This is a genomic window from Streptomyces venetus (genome assembly GCF_039540295.1).
GTDB classification, from domain to species: Bacteria; Actinomycetota; Actinomycetes; order Streptomycetales; family Streptomycetaceae; genus Streptomyces; species Streptomyces venetus.
Genome location: NZ_BAABET010000014.1, coordinates 19,241 through 43,976 on the forward strand (window position 1 = coordinate 19,241; position 24,736 = coordinate 43,976).

The following is a 24,736-nucleotide window of genomic DNA, read 5'->3' on the forward strand; positions in this document are numbered from 1 at the left end:
CCGGCGATGACCTCCACGTTCCTGCCGGAGAAACGGACCGGCCCCGGCGTCGGCCTGCCGCCGCCGGCCGCTGACCGGGCCCGGGGGAGGGCCCGGCGTCGCGCGCTGAACTGGCTGACCGCGACCGGCTTCCAGCTGCCCGCCCTGGTGCTGTTCATGGGGCTCGTGCTGCTGCCGATGCTGTTCGCCCTGTATGCCGCGTTCTTCCGCTGGGGTGGCTTCGGCATGCCCTCCGACTACATCGGCGGCGAGAACTTCACCCGGCTCTTCCAGGACGAGGTCTTCCTGGGCGATCTGTGGCGCTGTCTGGTCCTGGTCGTGCTGTCGCTCGCGCTCCAGCTGCCGTTCGCGCTCGCCATGGCGGTCCTGCTGAACCAGCGGATGCGCGGCCGGGCGGTCTACCGAATGCTGTTCTTCGCCCCGTACGTGCTGTCCGAGGCGATCACGGGCGTCCTGTTCGGCATGATGTTCGCCCCGGACGACGGCTTCGCCGACCAGTTCCTCGGCAGGATCGGGCTGGACGGGCTCGGCGGGGAGTGGTTCGCCGATCCGTCCACCGTCATGGCGACCCTGTTCCTGGTCATGACCTGGAAGTACTTCGGCTTCCACATGATGCTGTACCTGGCCGGGCTCCAGGCCGTCCCCAGGGAGCTGACCGAGGCGGCGCTCATCGACGGGGCCGGGCCCTGGCAGCGCTTCCGCAACGTGACGCTGCCGCTCCTCGCGCCCACCCTGCGCATCAGCGTCTTCCTGTCGGTCATCGGGTCGATCCAGCTCTTCGACCTGGTGTGGGTGACCACCGCGGGCGGTCCGGACCACCACTCCGAGACCATGGCCGTGACCCTGTTCCAGTACGGCTTCAAGCGTTACCAGGTCGGCTACGCCAGCGCGATCAGCGTGGTCATGTTCGGCATCAGCCTCGTCTTCGCCCTCACCTACCAGCGGTTCGTGCTCCGGCGCGATCTGGAAGGGGCCACCACGACCATGCGGGGTGACGGAAAGTGACGTCCGCTCAGCGATCCCGCAGGGGCCCTCAAGGCAGGGGGCCCCGGAGCAGGAAGCTTCCTCTGCATCTCGTCCTGGTCGTCGTCGGCGCGGTCATGGCCGTCCCGCTGCTCTACGCCGTGCTCTCCGGCTTCAAGTCCACCGACGAGCTCTCCCGCAACCCCGTGGGACTGCCCGAGTCGTGGGTGACCTCCAACTACACGCAGATCCTCGGGTCGGGGGACTTCTGGCGGCTGATCGGCAACAGCACGCTGATCGCGGTGGGCACGACCGTCCTGGTCGTCGCGGTCTCCGCGCTGTCGGCCTTCTCCTTCGCCCGGTTCGCCTTCCGTGGCCGGGAGACGCTGTTCACGCTGTTCACGATGGGGCTGATGTTCCCGTTCGCGGTCGCGGCCCTGCCGCTGTTCCTGCTGCTGCGCTCCCTGGACCTGCTGGACAACCCTCTCGGCGTGATCCTCCCGCAGGCGGCCTTCGGACTGCCGATGACCATCATCATCCTGCGCGGCTTCTTCCGGCAGATCCCCGGCGAGCTGGAGGAGGCGGCCACCCTCGACGGATGCAGCTCGTTCGGCTTCTTCTGGCGGGTGCTGCTCCCCATGGCGCGGCCGGCGCTCGGCACCGTCTCGGTGCTGGCCGTCGTCACCAGCTGGAACAACTTCTTCCTGCCGCTGCTGGTGTTCACCGACGCGCAGTGGTGGACGCTGCCGATCGGCGTGCAGCAGTTCCAGGGGCAGTACTCCGCGGAGTACGCCAAGGTCTTCGCCTATCTGGTGCTGGCCATGGTGCCCGCCCTCGCCTTCTACTCGGTCGCCGAGCGCCAGCTCGTCGGCGGCCTCACCGCCGGCGCGACGAAGGGCTGACCCGCGCCGCGCACCCCACCCACCCGACCGTGAGGAGTCGCACCATGCGCAGGACCGCCACACGACTCAGACTCGCCGGGGCGCTCGCCGCCGTGCTGGTGGCCGGGGGCATCGCCACCGGGCCCGCGGTACAGGCCGCCGAGCGGCACGGCAAGGAACCGACCCTCGCCGACCTCGCCGAGCGCCACGGCCGCTACTTCGGCAGCGCCACCGACAACCCCGAGCTGGTCGACGAACCGTACAAGGCCCTGCTCGGCAGCGAGTTCGGGCAGATCACGCCCGGCAACGGCATGAAGTGGTACGCGACCGAACCCCAACAGGGCGTGTTCGACTTCTCCGAGGGCGACGAGATCGTGAACCTCGCCCGGGCCGGCCGGCAGAAGGTGCGCGGCCATACGCTGGTCTGGCACAGCCAGCTGCCCGGCTGGCTCACCGGGCGGGAGTGGACGGCCCCGGAGCTCCGGGCCGTGCTGAAGAAGCACGTCCAGACGGAGGTACGGCACTACCGGGGCAAGGTGTTCGCCTGGGACGTCGTCAACGAGGCGTTCAACGAGGACGGTACGTACCGCGAGTCGGTCTTCTACAAGACGCTCGGGCCCGGCTACATCGCCGACGCGCTGCGCTGGGCGCACGAGGCCGATCCGCGCGTGAGGCTGTACCTCAACGACTACAACATCGAGGGGATCGGCCCGAAGAGCGACGCGTACTACCGGCTGGCCAAGGAGCTGAAGGCCGCGGGTGTCCCGCTGCACGGCATCGGCCTCCAGGCCCATCTGGCCCTCCAGTACGGCTATCCCACCACCCTGGAGGACAACCTCCGCCGCTTCTCACGGCTCGGGCTGGACACCGCGCTGACCGAGGTCGACGTACGGATGCAGCTGCCCGCCACCGACGAGAAGCTGGCGCAGCAGGCCGAGTGGTACCGGGACCTGACCGAGGCGTGCCTGGCGGTGCGCCGCTGTGCCGGCATCACCGTCTGGGACTACACCGACAAGTACTCGTGGATCCCGGCGTTCTTCCCGGGCGAGGGCGCGGCCCTGCCGTGGGACGAGCAACTGCGGCCGAAGCCCGCGTACTTCGCGCTGCGCGAGGCGCTCGGGGGGCGGTAGCGGGGCGGGTGGTGCCCCGCTGTCCCATCGCACCGGCGGCACGACCGTCCGCAACCGCCGTGCGGCCGGAGTTCGTCAGCCGGCCGTCGGCGGTGGTGCCGTGCTCGCCCTGACGACCAGATCCGTTCCCAGTTCCACCCGGGGGGAGTCCGGCTGTTCGTCGCGGGCGAGGCGGAGGACCGTGCGGACGGCCAGTTTGCCCATGTCGGCCAGGGGCTGGCGGACGGTGGTCAGCGGCGGGGCCGACCAGCGGACTTCCGGAAGGTCGTCGAAACCGACCACACTCATGTCCTGCGGCACGCGCAGCCCGCGTCGGCGCAGCGCCTCGATCGCGCCGAGCGCCATCTGGTCGCTCGCCGCGAACACGGCCGTCGGCGGCTCGGGCAGGCCGAGCAGCGTCTCGCAGGCGGCGAAGCCCGACTCGGGCCGGAAATCCCCCGGAACGACGAGACAAGGGTCCAGTGCGATGCCGGCGCCTTCCAGAGCCGCGCGGTAGCCGTCCAGCCGGGCCCGGGAGCACAACAGCCGCGGCGGGCCGGCGATCAGGCCGATCCTGCGGTGGCCCAGGGAGAGCAGGTGCTCGGTGGCCGCCATGCCGCCCGACCAGTTCGCGGCGCCGATGGTGGGCGCGTCCAGGGCGGGCGAGCCGGCCGGGTCGACGACGACCAGCGGGACGCCGAGAACACGCAGTTCCTCGAGGAGCGTCGGTTCCAGGGCGGAGGTGACGAGGATGACGCCGTCGGAGGCACGGGCGCGCAGATTGCGCATCCACTCACGGGCGTCGCCCGAACGCCCGTGGATCGCCGACACCACCGTGCCGACCCCGGCCGCGTGGGCCACCTCCTCGACCCCACGGATGATCTGCACGGCCCAGGGACTGTCGAGGTCGTTGAAGACCAGGTCGAGCAGGGCCGCACGGGTGCCCGGGGACGCGGCGCGCCTGCGGTAGCCGTGCCGCCGCAGCAGGTCCTCGACCCGGGCCCGGGTCTGCGGCGACACGTCGGACCGGCCGTTGACGACCCGGGACACGGTCGGTACGGACACGCCGGCCTGCCGGGCGATCTCCGTGATCGTGACCTTGCCCCCGGCGTCGGCCCCACGTGCTTCCACTTGCCCCACCTCCGTCGACGCGCGATCAGCGAAACTTCCAGGAGTCTTCCGGAAAGCGGGTATCGGTGGGAAGGCGTACGAGCCATGAACGGGAAGTCGCGCGGGGTGACGCGCAGTGACGGCCCCCGGACATGCGTCGGGGCCGGTGCGCAGGTGCTGCGGCCGGCCCCTCTTTGTCTGCGGGCGGACGTCACTCCGCCCCGCGGCCCTCAGGCCGCCGTCATCACCTGGCTGCCGGCCAGCGGACGGTGCGGGTCGATGACCCGGCCGTCCGGCAGGAGCTCACCGGTGTCCTCGAAGAGCACTACGCCGTTGCACAGCAGGCTCCATCCCTGCTCCGGGTGGTGCGCCACGAGGCGGGCGGATTCCCGGTCGGCGGAGTCGACGGAAGGGCACGGTGTCTGGTGCTGGCACATGGATGGGATCTTTCGCTCTGTCGTGGTGGATGAGATGACCGAGTCGGCTGAGTCGGTCGTGTCGGCTGCTTTGTCTGTTCCGCGGCTAGAAGTATCGTCCACGGCCGCCCCCCGTTGAATAAGTCGTCGGAACCCAGTGTTGCCCCACGGGCGTCAATCCGCAGGGATTTCGCGGCACCGCTTCTCACAGGTTCATGACGCATCACCCGCGCGGACGGTTCATCCCAACTGGGCTGTCACTTCGGGTGGTTCGTGGTGGCCGGATGGGGCTAGTTCGGTCGGGCCAGGGGGCATTTCCGGCTCGTACGAGCTATTGGGCGCTCGTAAGAGCGATAAAGGTCGACCCCGCCGCCGGGAATTCGGCGACGGGGTGCGGAAGACCTCGCGGGCGGCGCTTCAGGCGGGTGAGCCGAGCAGTCTCGTGGGAGTCGCCCGGTTGGTCAGGACGGGGAGCAGTTCGGCGACGCGGTGCGGGCGATGCGCCGCGATACCGGGAGGGGCGGGGGCCAGCGGGACGAGCAGGTCGGTGGCGGCGGGGTGGCCGCCGGAACCGTCCGCGGTGCAGTCCTCGTGCAGCCAGAGCGTCAGCATGTACAGGCTGGGCACCGACAGCAGGCGGGGTTGGTACGGCTGCGGCAGCGTCTCGGCCTGACGCAGGGCGTGCTCCGTGGAGGTGATGTACGGGCCTTCGAAGAAGTGGGAGAAGGCCCAGCCGTCGGGGGTCAGCATGGTCTCCGCCGCGGCCACCGCGCGCTCGCCGCAACGGATCAAGAAGCGCCACCCGGCCAGCCGGGTGGCCGGCACGCCCTCGGCGGTGACCCGGTCGAGGACGTGGACGGGCAGGGGGAGCTCGGGGGTGGTGGGCCCCTGGGCGCGGAGCAGGGAGGGAGTTCGGGCCTCGCGGACCGCGGTGGGCGAGGAGAGCGCAGTCAGGACGGAACGGAGTGCGGGCGCGGGAGCCGGAGGGACATGCAGCGGCATGGTGGGTCGCCTCTCATTCAAAGGCACGGTGGCACGAGGGCGGGGCGGGGCGGACGGCGCTGTCAGCTCACGAGGGTGGGCGGAGGCAGGGGCCGGGTCTCAAGAACGAGAGGAGGGTGGGGTCCGTCGAACATCGCCTCGACGGCAGGACCCGTCGACCGTGGGCGCCAACCTTCTGCCTTGTTCGCGGAGTTTATACGACACAGGTTAGGACTGTGTTTCGTCTAGCCGTTTCCGGTGAGTAGAACAAGGGTACATTCGGTCGGCGATACGCGAGAATTATCCCGATTCCAGGCGGTGGTACGAGGCGATGACCTCGGTGAATGCCCGCGAGGCGGTCGGCCCATTCTCGTCGGCGTTTTTCACGAGTGCGCGGCACCCGGAAATCAGGTCTCTGCGTCATGCCGAGTGAATGTGCCACCGGTTACACGTGGCCAGCGTAGCGGGCCGCGCTCCCGTCCGGGACGTTATCGATCGCTTTCGCTGGGCATCCTCCACCTGACCGGGACCCCGGCGGCCGGATCTTCGGCCCGCATCATCCGAGGAGGGACGCATCGATGGGGGAGAAGGTCGTGGCAGGCCAGTTCGACCTGTCCGATCGCCAGCGCTACCGCGACAAGCTCCGTCGGTGCCTGGCGAGCTTGGAGCGGCTGCTGGCGGAGAAGCGGTTCGATCGTCCCAAGAACCTCATGGGGCTGGAGATCGAGCTGAATCTCGCGGGCGCCGACGGCATGCCCAAAATGTTGAACGCACAAGTCCTCGAACGTATCGCCAGTCGCGATTTCCAAACAGAACTCGCCATGTTCAACCTGGAAGTCAACATTCCTCCACACCGTCTCGACGGCCGCGTATTCGACCGGCTTGCGGAGGAACTCCGTACGTCACTGGCATATGCCGACCGAAAGGCCGGCGAGGTCGACGCGGGAATCGTGATGATCGGTATTCTCCCGACCCTCGACCGGGACGACCTGGTGTCGTCGAACCTCTCCGACGTCGACCGGTACACCCTCCTCAACGACCAGATCGTGGCCGCCCGGGGGGAGGAGTTCACCCTCGACATCGCCGGCGTGGAGCACCTGAGCTGCACCTCCAAGTCCATCGCGCCGGAGGCCGCGTGCACCTCCGTGCAGTTGCACCTCCAGGTCACCCCGGGCCGCTTCGCCGACGTGTGGAACGCCGCCCAGGCGGTCGCCGCCGCGCAGATCGCGGTCGGCGCCAACTCGCCGTTCCTGTTCGGCCGTGAGCTGTGGTGCGAGTCGCGGCCGCCGCTGTTCCAGCAGTCCACCGACACCCGCCCGCCGGAGCTCCAGGCCCAGGGCGTCCGGCCGCGCACCTGGTTCGGGGAGCGCTGGGTCACCTCGGCGTACGACCTCTTCGAGGAGAACCTGCGCTACTACCCGGCATTGCTGCCGATCTGCGACGACGAGGACCCGCTGGACGTGCTCGACCAGGGCGGCGTCCCGGCGCTCGGCGAACTCGTCCTGCACAACGGCACGATCTACCGCTGGAACCGCCCGGTCTACGGCGTCGCCGACGGCGTCCCGCACCTGCGCGTGGAGAACCGCGTCCTGCCCGCCGGCCCCACCGTCATCGACGTCGTCGCCAACGCGGCGTTCTACTACGGCGTCGTCCGCGCCCTCGCCGAGGAGTCCCGGCCGGTGTGGACCCGGCTGCCGTTCGAGGCGGCCGCCGCCAACTTCGACGCCGCGTGCAAGGAAGGCATCGACGCCCGCTTCACCTGGCCCCGCCGCGGCCGCTACGGCGGCACCACGCAGGTCGACGCGGTGAGCCTGATCCGCGACGAACTGCTGCCGCTGGCCGAGGCCGGGCTGGACGCCTGGGGCGTCGAACCGGCTGACCGCGACCTGTACCTGGGCGTGATCGAGGAGCGGTGCCGGCGCAGGGTGAACGGGGCGAGCTGGCAGGCCGCGACCTTCCACAAGGCCCTCGACGCGGGCCTCCCCCGGGACGACGCGCTCGCTGCCACGACCCGGCGCTACCGCGAGCTGATGCACAAGGGGGACCCGGTGCACAGCTGGCCGGTCGGACTGCCCGAGCCGGTGTCCCTGAGCTGACACCGCCGCCGGGGTGACGACCCGCTGCCGCCATACTGATCCGACAGGTCGGTGAAGTGGAGGCAGGTGTGCAGGCGGAGGCGAGCCCGGTGGCCGACGGTTCCATCCCCCAGCAGCGGCTCTCGCGGCGGATGCTGCGCAACGAGACGCTGCTCGTGCTGGCGCTCTCGCTGGGAGCGAGCGGAGTCTCGGCGCTGATCAGCTTCATCGGCTCGGTCACCAAGCCGGGCGGGCTCAAGGACCAGGCGGCCACCATGAACGCCTCGGCCGCGCCCGGCCGCCCCTGGCTCGACCTGGCCTGGCAGCTCTTCGGGATCACCACGGCGCTCGTGCCCGTCGCGCTCGTCGCGCACCTCCTGCTGCGCGAGGGCGCGAGCCTGCGCACCGTCGGCTTCGACCGCACCCGCCCCTGGCCGGACCTCGGCCGTGGCGCGGCGATCGCGGCGGTCATCGGCAGCACCGGGATCGCCTTCTACCTCGCCGCCCGCGGCCTCGGCTTCAACCTCACCGTGGTGCCCGAGGCGCTGCCCGGCGTGTGGTGGAAGTACCCCGTACTGATCCTCTCGGCGATCCAGAACGCGGTGCTGGAGGAAGTGATCGTCGTCGGCTACCTGCTGCGCCGGCTGGGACAGCTGGGCTGGACTCCGGCGGCGGCTCTGGTGGGGAGCTCGGTCCTGCGCGGCTCGTACCACCTCTACCAGGGCATCGGCGGCTTCGTCGGGAACATGGCCATGGGCGTCGTCTTCGTCTACCTGTACCGGCGCTGGGGGCGCGTCGGTCCGCTCGTGGTGGCGCACTCGCTGCTCGACATCGGGGCGTTCGTGGGATACGCGCTGCTCGCGGGCAAGGTGGGGTGGCTGCCGACGGCGTGACGAGCCGGGAAAGGGGCGTACGAATTCGTCGTGCGCCCCTTCGCCGTGTCAGGCCAGCAGCTCGCCCTCGATGACGACGACCGCCCTGCCGCTCAGCAGGGTGCGGTCGCCGCGCAGCTCCGTGCGGACGCGGCCGGAGCGGGCCGATGCCTGGAGGCCGGTGAGGTCCGGGCGGCCCAGGCGCTCGGACCAGAACGGGGCGAGCGCGGTGTGGGCGCTGCCGGTCACCGGGTCCTCGTCGATGCCCACGTGGGGGAAGAAACAGCGCGAGACGAAGTCGTAGCCGCGGGCGGGGTCCTCCGCGCGAGCCGTGGCGATGACACCGCGCGCGGAGGTGGCGAGGGCCTTGAGGTCCGGGCTGAGGCCGTGCACCGACTTCTCGTCGGCGATCTCGACCAGCAGGTCGCCGATGTACGGGCCGGTGTCGAGGACGGTGAGCGGTTCGGCGCCCAGGGCCTCGGTCAGGCCGTCGGGTGTGTCGACCCGGGAGAGCGGAGCCGTCGGAAAGTCCAGCGTGATCGAGCCGTCGGCGGCGGGTGTGGCGACGAGGACCCCACTGCGGGTGGCGAATCGCACCGGGCCCTCGTGGGCGCCGGTGGTGTTCAGGACGTGGGCGGTGGCCAGAGTCGCGTGGCCGCACATGGCGACCTCGGTGGCCGGCGTGAACCAGCGCAGTGCCCAGTCGGCCTCGCCGCCCTCGGGGAGGGGGTGGGCGAAGGCCGTCTCGGCGTGGTTGACCTCCAGGGCGATGTCCTGGAGCCGGCTGTCGTCCGGGAAGGCGTCCGCGTCGTTGAGGAGCAGCACTCCCGCCGGGTTGCCGGAGAAGGGACGGTCGGTGAAGGCGTCGACGATTCGAATCCGCATGCCCAGACGCTAGAGGCTCCGCGAAGCCGCAGGCCAAGGCCAATTCGCTGCTGGTGGCCCGGCTTTGCCGACCGGCGTCCGGGTGTGCGGCTGCGGGGCGGGCCTTGTCGGCCACACTATTCCGATATATCGTTGAAGCATCGCGACAGATCAACGATGGAATGGAGAGTGGTTGCGATGCGTACCCATGGTTTCGAGCACGGACACGGACACGGCGGACCGCGGCACGGCCGAGGCGGTTTCGAGGGGCTGCGCGCGGCCTTCGGTCCCTTCGGGCCGGGTGGTCCCGGCGGTCCCGGCTGGGGCGGGCCCGGTGGCCCGGGCTTCGGTCCCGGGCCCTGGGGCGGCCGAGGGCGTGGCGGGCCGAGGGGGAGGGCGCGGCGCGGTGACGTACGGGCCTCGATCCTGGCCCTGCTGAAGGACCGGCCGATGCACGGCTACGAGATGATCCAGGAGATCGCCGAGCGCAGCGGCGGGGCGTGGAAGCCCAGTCCGGGCTCGGTGTATCCCACCCTCCAGCTGCTGGAGGACGAAGGGCTGATCATCAGCGAGTCCGAGGGCGGCAAGAAGCTGTTCTCGCTCACCGAGGCGGGACGCGCCGCCGCCGAGGATGGCCCCGAGGCCCCCTGGGAAGAGGCCTCCCGCGGGGTCGACTGGGAGGCCCTCGGCGAGATCCGTCAGGCCGGCTTCGGGCTCATGGAAGCCTTCGGGCAGGTCTGGAAGACCGGCAGCAAGGAACAGCGGGAGAAGGCGCTCGGCGTCATCAACGAAGCCCGCAAGAAGCTGTATCTGATCCTCGCCGACGAGGACTGAGGTTCATCCCCTCGTGGGACGGGCGCCCCTGGAGCGATCCGGGGGCGCCTCGGCGTTCCGGAGGGGTCAGGTCACCAGCCCGTCGAGCTTGCGCAGCGACTCCTTCAGGGCCGCCGTGCCCGAGTCCCTGAGCCTGCCCGCCATCAGCGACACCGCCGCGCCCGTGAACTCGCCGTCGATGCGGACCGTCGTCGCCGGGCCGTCGGGGGTGAGGGTGTAGCGCGTCGCCACGGTCACGCCCATGGGGCCCTTGCCGCGGATGGCGAGTACCCGGGCCGGTTCCAGTTCCTCGACGGTCCACTCCACCTCGGCCGGGAAGTTCATGAGCCTCATGTTCTCCTGGAACGCGGCTCCCACTTCGAGGGGCTCGGGGCCGCCCGACGGGAAGCTGGTGTGCGTCGCGTTCCACTCGCCGTACGCGGGCCAGTCGGTGAGCTGGGCCCACACCTTCTCGGCCGGTGCCTCGATGCGTGCCTCCGCGCTGACTTCGGCCATGGGAACACCTCTTCGTGTCGGGCTGGGTGCCGCGGAACGTAGCCGGAGGAGCCGCGATGTTCAATACTGACGAACCGTCAGAAGTGTGGCTGGCCTCGGGTTCGACGGCCTGATCTCCTCCGCAAGGAGGAGATCAGGCCGTCGAAGTCCACTTCCTGTGGGACGCGAAAATGCTTCGTACCGGGGATGCCCCGGGCCCTCGGGCCTGATGGGGTGAGGGGTGTGCGACCCCCTCTTCCCCGCCAGTCGGCCCACGACCACGGCACCCACCGCGCGGAGAACGATGCCAGGCTCGGTGACGAGCTGGCATCGGTGATCGGAGGTGCCCGCCGCCGGGCTGTCAGGGACGGGGACCGGCAGATCGACACCGCCCATCTGCTCCACTCGCTGCTGGAGTCCGACCCCGAGGCGCGTAGCGTCGTCGGTGACGGGCCGCAGATCGCTCGACTGCTCGGCTATCTCGTCCAGCGCAGCATCGGCTACGGCCTGCGCTGGCAGAGCGGGGTCGAGGACTCCGGCGCCGTTCCCGTGCTGACGGATCCCCCGGTGAAGGAGACGGCGGGTTTCTCACCGCTGGCCGCGACGTCGATGGAGTACGTCTGCGAGCGCGCCGCCCGGCACGGCGGCCCGGCCCGTGGCGTGGACCTGCTCGCGGCGATCCTCGTGGACCGGCAGGCGCGCGCCGTCGAGGTGCTCGGTCGGGCCGGGATCGACCCGCGCGAGGTGCTCGCCCGGCTCGACGGCCGGTCCGACCGGTCCCAGGAGTGCGCCAGAGGCGGCGATGCCGCTCAGTGACCGGCCGGCGGCTCCCGGCGTCCAGGCAGTGAGACAGGTGCCATAGGGGGTGACGCTCCTGTCAGGTCCTGTCATCATGTGCCGGTGCGTACGTCTGACAGCAGCCCGAGCGGGCGCGGCAGGGGTGTGGGGCTCGGCCTCGCGCTCGTGTCCGCGGTGGCCTTCGGCGGATCCGGTGTCGCGGCCAAGCCGTTGATCGAGGCGGGCCTCGACCCGCTGCACGTGGTGTGGCTGCGCGTGGCCGGGGCGGCCCTGGTGATGCTGCCCCTCGCCGTGCGCCACCGCGCGCTGCTGCGTCGCCGCCCCGGACTGCTCGCCGGGTTCGGGCTGCTGGCCGTCGCCGGTGTCCAGGCGTGTTACTTCGCTGCCCTCTCCCGTATCCCCGTCGGGGTGGCCCTGCTCATCGAGTACCTGGCGCCCGCCCTCGTGCTGGGCTGGGTGCGGTTCGTGCAGCGGCGGCCCGTCACCCGTGCGGCGGCGGTCGGTGTCGTCCTCGCGGTCGGCGGACTCGCGTGTGTCGTCGAGGTGTGGTCCGGTCTCGGCTTCGACGCCCTGGGGCTGCTGCTCGCACTCGGCGCGGCCTGCTGCCAGGTCGGCTACTTCGTCCTCTCCGACCAGGGCAGCGAAGCCGGGGACGAGGCTCCCGACCCGCTCGGTGTCATCGCCTACGGTCTGCTCGTCGGCGCGGCCGTGCTGACGGTCGTCGCCCGGCCCTGGACCATGGACTGGTCCGTGCTCACCGGCACCGCGCGCATGGACGGCACGCCCGTCGCCGCCGTCGCGCTGCTGGCCTGGATCGTCCTCGTCGCCACCGTCGTCGCGTACGTCACCGGCGTGCTCGCCGTGCGCCGGCTCTCCCCGCAGGTCGCCGGGGTCGTGGCCTGTCTCGAGGCGGTCATCGCCACCGTCCTGGCCTGGATCCTGCTCGGCGAGCACCTCTCGGCGCCGCAGATCGCCGGAGGCGTGATCGTGCTGATCGGTGCTTTCATCGCGCAGTCCTCGACGCCGGCGAAGGGGTCCGATGGCCCGGTGGCGAGCGGTGGCCCGGAAAGGGAGTTGTCCAGGCCCGGAACGGCCGCCTGAGTGCCGATCATGTCTTCGAGCGCACTTGGGTGTGCGGCAGGGGAGGCGCGGGGGCGCGGAAGGAGCCGGGTGCGCTTGTCTGACGGCGGCTGCGGGCCGTCCCCGGCCGGTCGCGCAGTTCCCCGCGCCCCTTCAGGTCAGCGAGCCTCGAGGTAGTCGGGCAGTTCTGTGCCGGCGGCCAGGTCCGGGTCGGGAACCGGGGTGCCGTAGGTCTTGCGCACCGGGACCACTCCGGCCCAGTGGGGGAGGGCCAGGTCCTCCGGCTCGTCGTTCACACCTCCCGTGCGGAGCTTGGCGGAGACCTCGTCGAGGTCCAGGCGGATCACGGCCGTGGCGGCCAGTTCCTTCCTGTTGGCCGGGCGCGAGTCGGCGGCGCGGCCCGGCACGACGTGGTCGACCAGCGCGTCCAGGGCCTGGCGCTTCTCCTCCGGGTCCGTCACGTCGTGGGCGACGCCGTGCACCACCACGGAGCGGTAGTTGATCGAGTGGTGGAAGGCCGAGCGGGCCAGGACCAGGCCGTCGACGTGCGTGACGGTCAGGCAGACCGGCAGGCCCGGGTCCGCCTGACCGGCCGCCCGGAGCGGGCGCGAGCCCGTCGAGCCGTGCACGTAGAGCCGCTCGCCGACCCGGGCGTACAGCGTCGGCAGCACGACCGGTGCGCCGTCGCGGACGAAGCCGAGGTGGCAGACGTAGGCCTCGTCGAGTATCGCGTGCACCAGGTCCCTGTCGTACGCCGCCCGGTCCGCCGAGCGGGTGGGAACGGTGCGGTCGGTCGGGGTGTAGGCGGTGGCGGGCTGCGACGACGTCTGCGCGGTCCCCTGCATGGCGTTCTCCATTGCACTAGTGCATAATCAAGTTTGTGCTAGGAGAGTATCCGATCAGTGGACGTCGCGCAGCGGACATTTCGGCGAGCGTCGAACGGGCGGTGGGAGCCGGTGCGTTGCAGCCCGGTCAACTGCTCCCGCCCATGCGGGAGTTGGCGGAGCGCCTGGGGGTGAATCCCAACACGGTCGCGGCCGCGTACCGGACCCTGCGCGAGCGCGGGGTCATCGAGACCGCGGGCCGGCGCGGCAGCCGGGTGCGCTCCGCGCCCGCGACGACCGGACGGGACCACATCAGGGTGGACGTCCCCGAAGGCGTGCGAAACGTGGCGGCCGGCAATCCGGACCCGGCCCTGCTGCCGCCGCTCGCGGCGGCCTTCGCGGCGGCGGCCGCCGAAGGTGATCGTGCGCCCGTGCTGTACGGAGAGGATCCGCTGGATCCGGAGCTGGCCCGGCTCGCCCGCGCCGGGTTCGACGCCGACGGGGTGCCGGACGGCCCGCTCGCCGTGGTGTCGGGTGCGCTCGACGGCGCGGAACGCGTGCTGGTGGCCCACCTCAAGCCCGGCGACACCGTCGCCGTCGAGGACCCCGGCTGGGGCCGCACCCTCGACCTCGTGCCCGCGCTCGGGCTGCGGACCGTCCCCGTCGGCGTCGACGACGAGGGCCCGCGCGCCGACGACGTGCGCCGGGCGCTGGCGGCCGGGGCGCGCGCCCTGATCGTCACGGGCCGGGCGCAGAACCCGACCGGCGCCGCGGTGAGCGCCGCACGCGCGCGTGCCCTGCGGTCCGTGCTCCGGGAGTACCCGGAGGCCCTGCTGATCGAGGACGACCACGGCCACGGCATCGTCGACGTGCCCCTCCATCCACTGGCCGGCGCCACCCGGCACTGGGCGTTCGTGCGCTCGGCCGCCAAGGCCTACGGGCCGGATCTGCGGCTCGCCCTGCTCACCGGGGACGGCGTCACCGTCGACCGGGTCCGCGGGCGGCAGCGGCTCGGGCCGGGCTGGGTGAGCCGGCTGATGCAGCGTGCCCTGGTGCGGCTGTGGGTCGACGGGGCGGTGGACACGCGCGCGGTGGCGGCCGCGTACGGGCGGCGCCGGGACGCGCTGATCGGCGCGCTCGACCGGCGCGGGGTCGAGGCGCACGGGCGCAGCGGCATGAACGTATGGGTGCCGGTGCCGGACGAGACCGGTGCCGTCGCCCGGCTGCTGCACGCAGGCTGGGCCGTCGCCCCCGGCGCCCGCTTCCGGTTGAGCGCACCGCCCGGCGTCCGGGTCACCGTCTCGACGCTCACCGAGGACGAGACGGAGGTGCTGGCCGACGCGATCGCCTCGGCGCTCGGACCGCCTCCGGCGCGGAGTTACGTCTGAGGCGGAGGCGGCCCGAGCGCCGGGCGGGGGCACCCGCTAGGGCCGAGGCTTCGGCCGGACCTGTGTGAGCGCCGCCCCCGTCAGGACGATCACCGCGCCGACCGGTGTCGACCACGCCAGCGACTCGCCGAGGAGCGCGACGCCCGCCGCCGTCGCGATGACCGGGATGAAGTAGGTGACCATCTGGGCCGTCGTCGGGCCCACCTCGGCGACCAGGCCGTACTGGAGGAGCACGGCGAGGCCCGTGCCCAGCGCCCCCAGGGCGGCGATCGCCAGCAGCGGCACGGGGGACAGGTTCGTGGGCAGGGTCGTGAACAGCGGGGTGACGACGGCCAGCTGGACCGTCGCCAGCAGCAGTTGCGCGCCGGTCATGGACAGGTGCGAGTGGCCGCTGCCGGCCAGGGTGCGGCGGACGTAGATCCAGCCGATCGGGTAGCTGAGGGAGGCCAGCAGGGCCAGCGCCGTGCCGCCGGCGTCCAGGCCGTGGAAGCCCTGCCAGGCGCCCAGCACGGTCAGCACGCCGAGGAATCCGAGACCCAGCCCCGCGACCCGCACCCGCGTCGGACGGTCCTCCGACAGGGCGACCAGCGACAGCGCCATGCCCCACAGCGGCGAGGTCGCGTTGCAGATGCCCGCCAGCGTGGACGGGATGGTCAGCTCCGCGTACGCGAACAGCGAGAACGGCAGGGCGTTGAGCAGGAACGCGGCGACCGCCAGGTGCCCCCAGGTACGCGCCCCGCGCGGCAGTCGCTCGCGCCGCACCGCCATCGCGGCGGCGAGCACCGCCGTACCGAACACCAGCCGGCCGAGCGTGACCTGGAAGGGCGCGTAGGCCTGGGTGCCCACCTTGATGAGGAGGAAGCTGAAGCCCCAGATCAGGGACAGGGCGGCGAATCGGAGGCGCCAGTCGAGACGGCGACGCGGCCGCTCGCTCGAAGGGGTCGCGACAGTGACCCGGCTGCGGGTGGTGACGGTGCTCATGGCAGCCACGATGCTGGACGAGAACCTCGTAGCACAATCGAGATTTCGCACCCGATACTGCGTAGTATTGCTTACGTGTTGAACCTGGAGCGCCTGCGCACCCTCGACGCCCTCGCCCGGCACGGCTCGGTCAGCGGCGCGGCCGAGGGCCTGCACATCACGACGTCCGCGGTCTCCCAGCAGATGTCCAAGCTGGAGCGCGAGGTCGGCCAGCAGCTCCTCGCCAAGAACGGCCGGGGTGTGCGGCTCACCGACGCCGGCCGGCTGCTCGCCGAGCATGCCGCGCGCATCCTGTCGCAGGTGGAACTGGCCCAGTCCGATCTGGAGGCGCAGCGCGGGCAGGTCGTCGGCGAACTCAGACTGTCGGCGTTCCCGACGGCGGCTCGCGGGCTGTTCCCGCTCGCCCTGTCCGCGCTGCGCCGGGAGCATCCGGCGCTGCGGCTGCGCTCCTGCGAGCTGGAGCCGGAGCACGCCCTCGCCGGTGTGGTGCGCGGCGATCTGGACCTCGCCGTGGTGCTCGACTGGTACAACAAGCCGATGGCGCTGCCCGACGGCCTGGTCAAGGCGCCGATCCTGGACGACCCCGCCGACGTCGCCATGCCGGCGGACCACCGGCTCGCGGGGCGCGCCGAGGTGGACCTCGGCGAGTTCGCCGACGACGAGTGGATCACCTGGGGCGACGGGGAGTTCTGCCACGAGTGGCTGATGTTCACGCTCCGCTCCCGGGGCATCGAACCGATCGTCGGCCACCGCGCCGCCGAGACCCACACCCAGCTCGCGCTGGTCGCCGCGGGCCTCGGCGTGTGCATCGCCCCGGCGCTCGGCCGCCGTCCCGTGCCGGACGGGGTCGTGACCGTCCCCGTCGGCCAGCGGGTGCGACGGCACGTGTACGTCGTCTGGCGTGCGGACGCCGACCGCCGCCCGTCGATCCGGGCGGCGGTGAAGGCCCTCCGGGCGGCGGGCGAGAGCCTCGGCTGAACCCTTACCGCGGCTACTGTCCGGCCAGCTTGCGGAAGTCCCAGGAGACGACCTTCTCGGGCGTCAGACGCAGCCAGGCGTGCCGGCCGTCGTGCGGCATCTCCTCCAGGCCGAAGTTCTTCCGGGCGAACAGCATCTCCGGGACGTCGAGTTCGGCGCGCAGCTCGCCGGTGCGCGGTATCTCGCCCACGAATTCGACGGTCCCGGACAGCTCGGCGCCGCGCAGCTCGTCGTACTCCTCACCGGTGTCGACCACGATGGCCACGCGCGGGTCGCGCCGCAGGTCGGTCCACCGCTTACTGCGCACGACCGAGTACAGCCACATCGACGTGCCGTCCCAGGCGAACCACAGCGTGCTCACGTGCGGAGCGCCGCCGGCCGAGACCGTGGCGACCCGGCAGGTGCGCTGCGTGGTGAGGAAATCGTCCAGCTCACCGGGCGTCATCATGATCTTCCGGCCCCGGCGCTGCTGCGTGACGGTCATGCTCCCCCTCTTTCTTTTTCCCACGTCGTGCCAGAGGAGATCCTCTGACATCACGTCAGAAAAAGAATGCGGTCTCTTCCTTCGGTGCGCAACGGTGGCTACGCTCGCCCGACCCGCCGCCGGCGCCCAGGGGGAACCGTGCCCTCGTACGCAGAGCTCAGTGAACTCCTCGATCCGCCCACCACCGTGCTGCTCACCGTCGAATGCCAGGAAGGCGTGGTCGGAGCGGACAGCGCGCTGCCCGAACTCGCCGAGGCGGCCCGCTCCGGCGGAGTGCTCGACAACGTCGCCCGCCTGGTGGCCGCCGCCCACGCGGGCGGTGTCCAGGTCGTCCACGCCATCGCCGAACGCCGTCCCGACGGCCGCGGCGCCAGCCGCAACGCCCGGCTCTTCCGCGCCGCGGAACGGCTGCCCGTCCGGCAGCTGACCGGCACGCACGCGGTGCGTGTCGCGGCCCCGATCGAGGTCGCCGAAGAGGACCTCGTCGTCCGGCGCCTGCACGGGCTGTCGCCGCTCCAGGGCACGGACGTCGACCCGCTGCTGCGCAACCTCGGCTGCCGCACCCTGATCGTCACCGGGGTCTCGGCCAACGTGGCGGTCCCCAACGCCGTGTTCGACGCCGTGAACCGCGGTTACACCGCCGTCGTCCCGGCGGACGCCGTCGCGGGGGTGCCCGCCGACTACACCCCCGCGATGATCCGCCACACCCTCGCGTTGGTCGCCACGGTCGCGACCACGGACGAGGTGCTGGCGTGTCTCACGCGTCCCCGGGACGAGCTCAGGCGAGCGTGATCGAGTCGCCCTCGACGGTGATCTTCATCTCCGGCAGCGGCTTCTTCGCGGGGCCGCTCTTCACGCTGCCGTCGGTGATCGAGAAGTTGCTGTTGTGGCAGGGACAGTTGATGACGCCGTCGGCGATGCTCTTCACCGCGCAGCCCTGGTGGGTGCAGGTGGCCGAGAACGCCTTGAACTCGCCCGCGGCCGGCTGGGTGACGACCACCTTCTGGTCGGCGAAGACCTTGCCGCCGCCCTCGGGGATGTCGGCGGTCGACGCGAGCGCGCCGCCGGCCGCGGCACCGCCCCCACCGCTCGACGGGGTGCTGCCCGCCCCCTGGCCGCCCTGGGCGGTGCCGGACGAGCCGGAGGAGTCGACGGAGCCGGACGAGCTGTCGTCCGAGCCTCCGCAGGCGGTCAGCGCGGCGGCGAGACCCGCCGCTCCGGCCGCCGCCACGACGGTACGACGGGCCGGTCCCGATGCGGGCTGGAGCGATGCGCTGGTCATACGGACATTTCCCTTCGGGAGGCTTGCGATGATCTGCCGGGAGGTACGGGCCCGGCGGACCGCCTGTTCAGACGGTGTCGAAATCCTGGCCCGGCCGGGAGCAGCTGTGCGTAAAACCTCGCTGTCGGTTCGCTGTCGGTTTACGGTCCGCCGCCGCGACGCCGGCGCCGGTGCCGGGCCACCGCCTCAGTAACCTGGGGCGATGCTCAAGGAAGTGATCGCGACCCGATTCATCGCCCCCCTGCGGGAGGGCGGTTCGCTGCCGGGACTCGTCGAGGCCGACGACTTCGGGACGTACGTCCTGAAGTTCACCGGCGCGGGACAGGGCCGCAAGACGCTCGTCGCCGAGGTGGTGTGCGGGGAGCTCGCCCGCCGGCTCGGGCTGCGGGTGCCGCGGCTGGTCACGGTCGAGCTCGATCCGGAGCTCGGGCTCTCCGAGCCCGACCAGGAGGTGCAGAGCCTGCTCAGGTCCAGCGGCGGCACCAACCTCGGCATGGACTTCCTCTCCGGCGCGCTCGGCTTCGACGCGCTCGCGTTCCCGGTCGGCCCGGAGGAGGCCGGGCGGATCGTCTGGTTCGACGCGGTGGTCAACAACGTCGACCGGTCCTGGCGCAACCCCAACCTGCTGATGTGGCGGGGCGAGTTGTGGCTCGTCGACCATGGCGCGACCATGATCTGGCACCACAACTGGCCCGGCGCTGAGGCCTCCGCGGCCCGTCCGTACGACGCCTCCGACCATGCCCTGGCGCCCTTCGGGCCCGACGTGGCCGCCGCCGCGGCCGAGTTGGCGCCGCAGGTCACCGAGGAACTGCTCGCCGACGTCACAGCCCGTGTCCCGGACGCCTGGCTGACCGGCGAGCCCGGTTTCGACACACCCGACGACCTGCGGCGGGCCTACGCGCGGCCGCTGCTCGCCCGGGCCGCCGTCATCCACGAGCGCATCCAGGGGATCAAGTGAGCGACCGGCACATCATCAGGGGCGGGCCGCGGGACCGCCAGGTCTACGAGTACGCGGTCCTGCGCGTCGTCCCGCGCGTCGAGCGCGGCGAGTGCATCAACGCCGGGGTGCTCGTCTACTGCCGCGCCGAGTCCTACGTCGGCGCCCGCACGCACCTCGACGAGGCGCGCCTGCTGGCCCTCGACCCCCGGGCGGATGTGGCGGGTGTCCACGCCGCCCTGCGGGCCGTGGAAGGCGTCTGCGCGGGCGGAACGGCGGCCGGCCAGGCAGCGGGCGACGACCCCGGCCGCCGCTTCCGCTGGCTCGTCGCCCCCCGCTCGACGATCGTCCAGCCGGGCCCTGTTCACACCGGCCTGACCACCGATCCGGCGGCGGAGACGGAACGGCTGCTGGACCTGCTGGTGCGATGACGGACCGGGGGCGGGCCCACGGTCGGGCCAGGTCCTCGGCGGCACGGTCGGCCCGGGTCCCCGAGGCCACGGTCGGCCCGGGTCCCCGGCGTCACCGCAGACGTGACCTCAGGCGTCGCCTCAGGAAGAAGCCGGCCGTGAGCAGGGCGCTCACGGTGAAGGTCAGCCCGATGGCCACGTCCCAGTCGCTCGGCCCGGAGGCCACCGCGCCGCCCAGCCCGCCCCGCACGCCGCGGGACGGAGCGGTGGTGGGGGTGACGGTGGCGGTGGGGGTGACGGTGACGGAGGCCGACGGGCTGACGGTGGGGGTGGGCATGTGCGTGGGGGAGATGATGCCCGCGCCGCGGTGGGGCAGCGCCTCACACGCGATGCCGTCGCCCCGGCCCTGGTCCTCGTCGAGTCTGTCGGGATCGCTCGGATCCGCGTCGAGGACGGCCTGCGCGTCCTCCTGGAACGCGAAGTCACCGCAGTCCCGGTCGGATCGGGCGTGGGCGGGCTCGGCCAGCGGCATGATCGCGGCGATCGCGAACAGCATGCCGACGGCACCGGTGCGACGGCGCATGGAGTGTCTCCCTATTTCCGGCCATGAGTGGCTCGCGCCTTCGACGCTAGGCGGGGAAAGGTGCGCGGGCGCGGCGGTCGTGAGCTGAACGGGTGGCCGGGGCGGCCGGTCAGGGCCGGGTGGGGGACGAGTGTGGTCCGCTGGGCCTCGTGGGCCCGGGTAATGGATCACATGCCGGGCCAGGCCGTTGACACCGCGTGCCAGGGCTTCTAGCGTCACACCCACTGAAGGTACTAAGCGGTCGCTCACCTGAGGAGAAGCAGCCATGTCCACCACTGAGCAGCGGGTCGCCGTCGTCACCGGCGCCGCGCGCGGGATCGGCGCCGCCACCGCCGTACGCCTGGCCGCCGAGGGCCGCGCTGTCGCCGTGCTCGACCTCGACGAGGCGGCCTGCAAGGACACCGTCGAGAAGATCACCGCCGCCGGCGGCAAGGCCGTCGCGGTCGGCTGCGACGTCTCGGACGAGGCGCAGGTCGAGGCGGCCGTCGCGCGGATCGTCGAGGAGCTCGGCGCGCCGACGATCCTGGTCAACAACGCGGGCGTGCTGCGCGACAACCTGCTGTTCAAGATGAGCGTCTCCGACTGGGACACCGTCATGAACGTGCATCTGCGCGGCGCCTTCCTGATGTCCAAGGCCTGTCAGAAGCACATGGTCGACGCCGGATTCGGGCGGATCGTCAACCTCTCGTCGTCCTCGGCGCTCGGCAACCGCGGGCAGGTCAACTACTCGGCGGCCAAGGCGGGCCTCCAGGGCTTCACCAAGACCCTGGCCAAGGAGCTCGGCAAGTTCGGCGTCACCGCCAATGCCGTCGCCCCCGGCTTCATCGCCACCGAGATGACCAAGGCCACCGCCGACCGTGTCGGCATGGGCTTCGAGGACTTCAAGGCCGCCGCCGCCACCCAGATCCCGGTGGCCCGGGTCGGCGAGCCGGACGACATCGCCAACGCCATCGCCTTCTTCACGGGCGAGGCGGCCGGGTTCGTCTCCGGCCAGGTGCTGTACGTGGCCGGCGGACCGCTCGACTAGGGGACCAGACATGACTTCCGTGGAACTCTCCGGCAAGGTCGCCCTCGTCACGGGCGCCAGCCGCGGCATCGGCTACGGCGTCGCCGAGGCGCTCGTGGCACGCGGTGACCGCGTGTGCATCACCGGCCGCAACGAGGACGCCCTGAAGGAGGCCGTCGAGCAGCTCGGCGCCGACCGCGCGATCTACGTCGCCGGCAAGGCGCACGACGAGGCCCACCAGGCCATCGCCGTCGAGCGCACGATGGAGGCCTTCGGCCGCCTCGACCACCTGGTCAACAACGCCGGCACCAACCCGGTGTTCGGGCCGATCGCGGACCTCGACCTGGACGTCGCGCGCAAGGTCTTCGAGACCAATGTCGTCTCCGCGCTGGGCTTCGCCCAGAAGACCTGGCACGCCTGGCAGAAGGACAACGGCGGCGCCATCGTCAACATCGCCTCCGTCGCCGGCCTGTCGCCCTCGCCGTTCATCGGCGCCTACGGCATCAGCAAGGCGGCCATGATCAACCTGACGGTGCAGCTCGCGCACGAGTACGCGCCCAAGGTGCGGGTCAACGCCATCGCCCCGGCCGTCGTGAAGACCAAGTTCGCCCAGGCTCTGTACGAGGGCCGGGAGGAGGAGGCCGCCGCGGCCTACCCGCTGGGCCGGCTCGGCGTGCCCTCGGACATCGGCGGCGCGGCCGCGTTCCTCACCTCCACGCAGTCCGACTGGGTCACCGGCCAGACGCTCGTCGTGGACGGCGGCATCTTCCTCAACGCGGGCACGGGCTGACGGCAGCGCGTACGCGGTTCGGCACGGGCGCCCCTCGACGCGAGCGGCGCCCGTGCCGGCGTGATCGTGTCCCCAAGGGCGATGACAACGTCGTCAAGGTTTACTGATCAAGGAGTCATGTCCGGGGGAGGGTCAGCGGGCACGGCACTGCGGTATGGTCTGCCGACCCTTGGTATGGCAGATCGAGGAGCGTGCGCGTGTTCAAGCGGAACCGATGCCTGCGGCGGGTAGCGGCCATCGCGTCCATATCGACCCTGCTCGCCGGGTGCGGTGTGCTGTCGTCCGACACCCCGGAGGACGAGGGGCCGATCGTGGTGGGCACCACCAGTGCCCCCAGCACGCTGGACCCCGCGGCTTCCTGGGACAGCTCCTGGGAGCTGTTCCGCAACATCTACCAGACGCTCCTGAGCTATCCGACCGGCTCGAGCGAGCCGGAGCCGGACGCCGCCGAGCAGTGCGGCTTCAGCGACTCCTCGAACCAGGTGTACCGCTGCGAGCTGCGCGAGGGTCTGAAGTTCTCCAACGGGGAAGCGCTCGACGCCCAGGCCGTGAAGCACTCCTTCGACCGGATCCGCAAGATCAACGTCAACGGCGGCCCCGCCGGTCTGCTCGGCAGCCTGGAGCGGGTCCAGGCGCCGAACGACCGCGAGGTGATCTTCCACCTCAACAAGCCCGACGCCACCTTCCCGTTCGTGCTCGCCACCCCCGCCATGTCGATCGTCGCCCCGGAGGAGTACCCCGAGGACGGCCTGCGCGAGGGCGACGACGTCGTCGGCTCCGGGCCCTACGCCCTCGACTCGTACGAGGACGGCAAGGAAGCCGTCCTCGTACGCAACGACGCCTACAAGGGTTTCGCGAAGCGCCAGAACGACGCGGTCACCATCCGCTACTTCCAGGACTCCGACGCCATGGTCAAGGCCCTGCGGGACAAGCAGATCGACGTGACCTACCGCGGTCTGGCCGCCGGGGACGTCGTCGAGCTCCAGGGCGCCAAGGAGGAGGAGATCCAGCTCGTCGAGGGCACGGGCAGCGACATCAACTACCTGGTGTTCAACCCGAAGGACCCCTGGGCCGATCGCAAGGCCGTGCGCCAGGCCATCGCGCAGGTCATCGACCGGGCGGCGATCGCCCACAAGGTCTACAGGGACACCGTCGACCCGCTGTACTCCATGGTCCCCAAGGGCCTCACGGGCCACACCACGGGCTTCTTCGACGACTACGGCGACCCCGACGTCGCCAAGGCCCGCAAGACCCTCACCGACGCGGGCATCAACCGGAAGGTCCCGCTCACCCTCTGGTACACGAGCGACCGGTACGGCTCCGAGACCGCCGCCGAGTTCAAGGAGCTCAAGCGCCAGCTCGAGGGGTCCGGCCTGTTCACGATCACCCTCAAGAGCCGCCCCTGGAAGACCTACGTCGAGGGGTACCAGAAGGGCGAGTACCCGGTGTTCGGGCGTGGCTGGTCCCCCGACTTCCCGGACGCCGAGAACTTCATCGCGCCGTTCGTCGGCGAGCAGAACGCCCTTGGCACGCCTTACCCGGCGCCCGAGATCACCGGCGACCTGCTGCCCCGGTCGCGCCGCGAGAGCGACCGCGCGAACGTGGTGAAGGAGTTCGAGGAGGCCCAGCAGATCCTCGTCGACGACGCACGGCTGCTGCCGCTGTGGCAGGGCAGGCAGTACGTGGCGGCGAGCCGGGACGTCTCGGGCGCCGAGCGGGCCCTGGACCCGTCGACGATCATGATGATGTGGGAGCTGCACCGCAAGACCGCCTGGTAGGCGCGGCGGACTCGGGGCACCCCGGGCACGTTGTCAGTGGTCGCCGGTAGGTTCTGAGACCGGGAAGTGACCGCACATCGTGAGGACGTTGACGTGACCGACACCGCCATGCTGCCCGAGTCCTGGCGCGGGGTTCTGGGTGACGAGCTGCAGCAGCCCTACTTCAAGGAGCTGACGGAGTTCGTCGAGGAGGAGCGGGCGAAGGGCCCCGTCCACCCGCCGCGCGAAGAGGTCTTCGCCGCGCTGGACGCCACGCCGTACGAGAAGGTGAAGGTCCTGATTCTCGGTCAGGACCCGTACCACGGCGAGGGGCAGGGGCACGGGCTGTGCTTCTCGGTCCGGCCCGGCGTGCGGATCCCGCCGTCCCTGCGGAACATCTACAAGGAGATGCACGAGGAGCTGGGCACGCCCGTCCCGGACAACGGCTACCTGATGCCGTGGGCCCAGCAGGGCGTGCTGCTGCTCAACGCGGTGCTCACGGTCCGTGGCGGCGAGGCCAACTCGCACAAGGGCCGGGGCTGGGAGAAGTTCACCGACGCCGTGATCCGCGCGGTGGCCGACCGGCCCGACCCGGCGGTGTTCGTGCTGTGGGGCAACTACGCGCAGAAGAAGCTCCCGCTGATCGACGAGACACGGCACGTGGTGGTCAAGGGCGCGCACCCCTCGCCCCTGTCCGCGAAGAAGTTCTTCGGCTCCCGGCCGTTCACGCAGATCGACGCGGCGGTGGCGGCCCAGGGGCATGAGCCGATCGACTGGACGATTCCGAACCTGGGCTGAGGCCGACGGCCGATCGCCGCGCGGCCGACGGCGTACGGAGCGGCCTGAGCCGGATCCTCCC

General features: G+C 71.5%; 27 protein-coding genes. 17 read left to right on the plus strand and 10 right to left on the minus strand.

Annotated elements, in window-relative coordinates; translation table 11 throughout:
• Positions 1-6: 6 nt before the first annotated feature.
• The 3 genes from ABEA82_RS34940 (at position 7) to ABEA82_RS34950 (ending at position 2,974) form a co-directional block, all read left to right on the plus strand.
• On the plus strand, positions 7-1,005 hold the full coding sequence (locus ABEA82_RS34940; protein ID WP_345665766.1) for a carbohydrate ABC transporter permease: 999 nt from the start codon (positions 7-9) through the stop codon (positions 1,003-1,005).
• A gap of 95 nt (positions 1,006-1,100) precedes the next feature.
• Complete coding sequence (locus tag ABEA82_RS34945; protein ID WP_345665767.1) at positions 1,101-1,865, plus strand: carbohydrate ABC transporter permease; 765 nt, start codon at positions 1,101-1,103, stop codon at positions 1,863-1,865.
• Positions 1,866-1,909: 44 nt separating this feature from the next.
• Positions 1,910-2,974, plus strand: coding sequence for an endo-1,4-beta-xylanase (locus tag ABEA82_RS34950; protein WP_345665768.1), 1,065 nt, complete (start codon positions 1,910-1,912; stop codon positions 2,972-2,974).
• Positions 2,975-3,049: 75 nt separating this feature from the next.
• On the opposite strand, the gene ABEA82_RS34955 is transcribed toward ABEA82_RS34950, so the two are convergent.
• The 3 genes from ABEA82_RS34955 to ABEA82_RS34965 all read right to left on the minus strand — a co-directional run bounded on the left by ABEA82_RS34955 (position 3,050) and on the right by ABEA82_RS34965 (position 5,481).
• Positions 3,050-4,084: a LacI family DNA-binding transcriptional regulator gene (locus tag ABEA82_RS34955; protein WP_345665769.1), complete on the minus strand. Its 1,035-nt coding sequence runs from the start codon at positions 4,082-4,084 to the stop codon at positions 3,050-3,052.
• Positions 4,085-4,293: 209 nt separating this feature from the next.
• Positions 4,294-4,500 (minus strand): DUF5999 family protein, encoded by a 207-nt coding sequence (locus ABEA82_RS34960; protein ID WP_345665770.1) that lies wholly within the window; start codon positions 4,498-4,500, stop codon positions 4,294-4,296.
• Positions 4,501-4,896: 396 nt separating this feature from the next.
• Positions 4,897-5,481: a hypothetical protein gene (locus tag ABEA82_RS34965; protein WP_345665771.1), complete on the minus strand. Its 585-nt coding sequence runs from the start codon at positions 5,479-5,481 to the stop codon at positions 4,897-4,899.
• A 557-nt stretch (positions 5,482-6,038) separates the two neighbouring features.
• Here ABEA82_RS34965 and ABEA82_RS34970 point away from each other — a divergent pair.
• Entirely contained in the window at positions 6,039-7,556 is a 1,518-nt protein-coding gene (locus ABEA82_RS34970) for a glutamate-cysteine ligase family protein (RefSeq protein WP_345665772.1), read from the plus strand.
• 68 nt (positions 7,557-7,624) lie between these two features.
• Positions 7,625-8,428 (plus strand): CPBP family intramembrane glutamic endopeptidase, encoded by an 804-nt coding sequence (locus ABEA82_RS34975; RefSeq protein ID WP_345665962.1) that lies wholly within the window; start codon positions 7,625-7,627, stop codon positions 8,426-8,428.
• A gap of 48 nt (positions 8,429-8,476) precedes the next feature.
• On the opposite strand, the gene ABEA82_RS34980 is transcribed toward ABEA82_RS34975, so the two are convergent.
• Positions 8,477-9,292, minus strand: coding sequence for a PhzF family phenazine biosynthesis protein (locus tag ABEA82_RS34980; protein ID WP_345665773.1), 816 nt, complete (start codon positions 9,290-9,292; stop codon positions 8,477-8,479).
• 177 nt (positions 9,293-9,469) lie between these two features.
• Between ABEA82_RS34980 and ABEA82_RS34985 the strand changes: the two genes are divergently transcribed.
• Entirely contained in the window at positions 9,470-10,105 is a 636-nt protein-coding gene (locus tag ABEA82_RS34985) for a PadR family transcriptional regulator (RefSeq protein WP_345665774.1), read from the plus strand.
• Positions 10,106-10,171: 66 nt separating this feature from the next.
• On the opposite strand, the gene ABEA82_RS34990 is transcribed toward ABEA82_RS34985, so the two are convergent.
• Positions 10,172-10,600 (minus strand): type II toxin-antitoxin system Rv0910 family toxin, encoded by a 429-nt coding sequence (locus tag ABEA82_RS34990; protein WP_345665775.1) that lies wholly within the window; start codon positions 10,598-10,600, stop codon positions 10,172-10,174.
• A 222-nt stretch (positions 10,601-10,822) separates the two neighbouring features.
• Between ABEA82_RS34990 and ABEA82_RS34995 the strand changes: the two genes are divergently transcribed.
• Both ABEA82_RS34995 and ABEA82_RS35000 read left to right on the plus strand, forming a co-directional pair.
• The gene (locus ABEA82_RS34995; RefSeq protein WP_345665776.1) at positions 10,823-11,395 is read left to right on the plus strand and encodes a Clp protease N-terminal domain-containing protein; all 573 of its coding nucleotides are present in this window, start codon (positions 10,823-10,825) and stop codon (positions 11,393-11,395) included.
• A gap of 78 nt (positions 11,396-11,473) precedes the next feature.
• Positions 11,474-12,478 carry an EamA family transporter gene (locus tag ABEA82_RS35000; protein WP_345665777.1) on the plus strand — a complete coding sequence of 335 codons (1,005 nt, stop codon included), beginning with the start codon at positions 11,474-11,476 and terminating at the stop codon, positions 12,476-12,478.
• 137 nt (positions 12,479-12,615) lie between these two features.
• Here the strand turns inward: ABEA82_RS35000 and ABEA82_RS35005 are convergent, their stop codons facing one another.
• Entirely contained in the window at positions 12,616-13,302 is a 687-nt protein-coding gene (locus tag ABEA82_RS35005; protein ID WP_345665778.1) for a pyridoxamine 5'-phosphate oxidase family protein, read from the minus strand.
• Positions 13,303-13,337: 35 nt separating this feature from the next.
• Between ABEA82_RS35005 and ABEA82_RS35010 the strand changes: the two genes are divergently transcribed.
• Positions 13,338-14,669 (plus strand): aminotransferase class I/II-fold pyridoxal phosphate-dependent enzyme, encoded by a 1,332-nt coding sequence (locus tag ABEA82_RS35010; protein WP_345665779.1) that lies wholly within the window; start codon positions 13,338-13,340, stop codon positions 14,667-14,669.
• Positions 14,670-14,705: 36 nt separating this feature from the next.
• Here ABEA82_RS35010 and ABEA82_RS35015 read toward each other — a convergent pair whose 3' ends face one another.
• On the minus strand, positions 14,706-15,650 hold the full coding sequence (locus tag ABEA82_RS35015; protein ID WP_345665780.1) for a DMT family transporter: 945 nt from the start codon (positions 15,648-15,650) through the stop codon (positions 14,706-14,708).
• A 75-nt stretch (positions 15,651-15,725) separates the two neighbouring features.
• Here ABEA82_RS35015 and ABEA82_RS35020 point away from each other — a divergent pair, with 75 nt between their 5' ends.
• The gene (locus ABEA82_RS35020) at positions 15,726-16,628 is read left to right on the plus strand and encodes a LysR family transcriptional regulator (protein ID WP_345665781.1); all 903 of its coding nucleotides are present in this window, start codon (positions 15,726-15,728) and stop codon (positions 16,626-16,628) included.
• Positions 16,629-16,641: 13 nt separating this feature from the next.
• Here the strand turns inward: ABEA82_RS35020 and ABEA82_RS35025 are convergent, their stop codons facing one another.
• Positions 16,642-17,112 (minus strand): pyridoxamine 5'-phosphate oxidase family protein, encoded by a 471-nt coding sequence (locus ABEA82_RS35025; protein WP_345665782.1) that lies wholly within the window; start codon positions 17,110-17,112, stop codon positions 16,642-16,644.
• Positions 17,113-17,250: 138 nt separating this feature from the next.
• On the opposite strand from ABEA82_RS35025, the gene ABEA82_RS35030 reads away from it, so the two are divergent.
• The gene (locus ABEA82_RS35030) at positions 17,251-17,904 is read left to right on the plus strand and encodes a cysteine hydrolase family protein (RefSeq protein WP_345665783.1); all 654 of its coding nucleotides are present in this window, start codon (positions 17,251-17,253) and stop codon (positions 17,902-17,904) included.
• Here the strand turns inward: ABEA82_RS35030 and ABEA82_RS35035 are convergent.
• The gene (locus ABEA82_RS35035; RefSeq protein WP_345665784.1) at positions 17,891-18,394 is read right to left on the minus strand and encodes a Rieske (2Fe-2S) protein; all 504 of its coding nucleotides are present in this window, start codon (positions 18,392-18,394) and stop codon (positions 17,891-17,893) included. The two genes, ABEA82_RS35030 and ABEA82_RS35035, sit on opposite strands and share 14 nt — an antisense overlap.
• Before the next feature lie 202 nt (positions 18,395-18,596).
• Here ABEA82_RS35035 and ABEA82_RS35040 point away from each other — a divergent pair, with 202 nt between their 5' ends.
• Positions 18,597-19,352, plus strand: a complete 756-nt coding sequence (locus tag ABEA82_RS35040) for a HipA family kinase (RefSeq protein WP_345665785.1) — start codon at positions 18,597-18,599, stop codon at positions 19,350-19,352.
• Positions 19,349-19,762 carry a DUF3037 domain-containing protein gene (locus tag ABEA82_RS35045; protein ID WP_345665786.1) on the plus strand — a complete coding sequence of 138 codons (414 nt, stop codon included), beginning with the start codon at positions 19,349-19,351 and terminating at the stop codon, positions 19,760-19,762. The genes ABEA82_RS35040 and ABEA82_RS35045 overlap by 4 nt, the downstream gene beginning before the upstream one ends.
• A 91-nt stretch (positions 19,763-19,853) precedes the next feature.
• On the opposite strand, the gene ABEA82_RS35050 is transcribed toward ABEA82_RS35045, so the two are convergent.
• Positions 19,854-20,324, minus strand: coding sequence for an excalibur calcium-binding protein (locus ABEA82_RS35050; protein WP_345665787.1), 471 nt, complete (start codon positions 20,322-20,324; stop codon positions 19,854-19,856).
• A gap of 265 nt (positions 20,325-20,589) precedes the next feature.
• On the opposite strand from ABEA82_RS35050, the gene fabG reads away from it, so the two are divergent.
• From fabG to ung, 4 genes are all read left to right on the plus strand, one after another.
• The gene (fabG, locus tag ABEA82_RS35055; protein WP_345665788.1) at positions 20,590-21,351 is read left to right on the plus strand and encodes a 3-oxoacyl-ACP reductase FabG; all 762 of its coding nucleotides are present in this window, start codon (positions 20,590-20,592) and stop codon (positions 21,349-21,351) included.
• Positions 21,352-21,361: 10 nt separating this feature from the next.
• Positions 21,362-22,120, plus strand: coding sequence for an SDR family oxidoreductase (locus ABEA82_RS35060; RefSeq protein ID WP_345665789.1), 759 nt, complete (start codon positions 21,362-21,364; stop codon positions 22,118-22,120).
• A 197-nt stretch (positions 22,121-22,317) separates the two neighbouring features.
• A complete protein-coding gene (locus tag ABEA82_RS35065; protein WP_345665790.1) occupies positions 22,318-23,898 on the plus strand; it encodes an ABC transporter substrate-binding protein in 1,581 nt (526 codons plus the stop codon).
• 93 nt (positions 23,899-23,991) lie between these two features.
• The gene (gene ung, locus ABEA82_RS35070; protein ID WP_345665791.1) at positions 23,992-24,675 is read left to right on the plus strand and encodes a uracil-DNA glycosylase; all 684 of its coding nucleotides are present in this window, start codon (positions 23,992-23,994) and stop codon (positions 24,673-24,675) included.
• Positions 24,676-24,736 lie beyond the last annotated feature (61 nt).

What these genes read in the sequence shown, in the direction of transcription:
- ABEA82_RS35005 (WP_345665778.1), bottom strand. Translation starts at nt 13,302, where the DNA reads ATGCAGGGGACCGCGCAGACGTCGTCGCAGCCCGCCACCGCCTACACC.
- ABEA82_RS35050 (WP_345665787.1), bottom strand. Translation starts at nt 20,324, where the DNA reads ATGCGCCGTCGCACCGGTGCCGTCGGCATGCTGTTCGCGATCGCCGCG.
- fabG (WP_345665788.1), top strand. Translation starts at nt 20,590, where the DNA reads ATGTCCACCACTGAGCAGCGGGTCGCCGTCGTCACCGGCGCCGCGCGC.
- ABEA82_RS34965 (WP_345665771.1), bottom strand. Translation starts at nt 5,481, where the DNA reads ATGCCGCTGCATGTCCCTCCGGCTCCCGCGCCCGCACTCCGTTCCGTC.
- ABEA82_RS34945 (WP_345665767.1), top strand. Translation starts at nt 1,101, where the DNA reads ATGGCCGTCCCGCTGCTCTACGCCGTGCTCTCCGGCTTCAAGTCCACC.
- ABEA82_RS34980 (WP_345665773.1), bottom strand. Translation starts at nt 9,292, where the DNA reads ATGCGGATTCGAATCGTCGACGCCTTCACCGACCGTCCCTTCTCCGGC.
- ABEA82_RS34985 (WP_345665774.1), top strand. Translation starts at nt 9,470, where the DNA reads ATGCGTACCCATGGTTTCGAGCACGGACACGGACACGGCGGACCGCGG.
- ABEA82_RS35025 (WP_345665782.1), bottom strand. Translation starts at nt 17,112, where the DNA reads ATGACCGTCACGCAGCAGCGCCGGGGCCGGAAGATCATGATGACGCCC.
- ABEA82_RS34940 (WP_345665766.1), top strand. Translation starts at nt 7, where the DNA reads ATGACCTCCACGTTCCTGCCGGAGAAACGGACCGGCCCCGGCGTCGGC.
- ABEA82_RS34970 (WP_345665772.1), top strand. Translation starts at nt 6,039, where the DNA reads ATGGGGGAGAAGGTCGTGGCAGGCCAGTTCGACCTGTCCGATCGCCAG.
- ABEA82_RS34950 (WP_345665768.1), top strand. Translation starts at nt 1,910, where the DNA reads ATGCGCAGGACCGCCACACGACTCAGACTCGCCGGGGCGCTCGCCGCC.
- ABEA82_RS35060 (WP_345665789.1), top strand. Translation starts at nt 21,362, where the DNA reads ATGACTTCCGTGGAACTCTCCGGCAAGGTCGCCCTCGTCACGGGCGCC.
- ABEA82_RS34960 (WP_345665770.1), bottom strand. Translation starts at nt 4,500, where the DNA reads ATGTGCCAGCACCAGACACCGTGCCCTTCCGTCGACTCCGCCGACCGG.
- ABEA82_RS35015 (WP_345665780.1), bottom strand. Translation starts at nt 15,650, where the DNA reads ATGAGCACCGTCACCACCCGCAGCCGGGTCACTGTCGCGACCCCTTCG.
- ABEA82_RS34990 (WP_345665775.1), bottom strand. Translation starts at nt 10,600, where the DNA reads ATGGCCGAAGTCAGCGCGGAGGCACGCATCGAGGCACCGGCCGAGAAG.
- ABEA82_RS35035 (WP_345665784.1), bottom strand. Translation starts at nt 18,394, where the DNA reads ATGACCAGCGCATCGCTCCAGCCCGCATCGGGACCGGCCCGTCGTACC.
- ABEA82_RS35040 (WP_345665785.1), top strand. Translation starts at nt 18,597, where the DNA reads ATGCTCAAGGAAGTGATCGCGACCCGATTCATCGCCCCCCTGCGGGAG.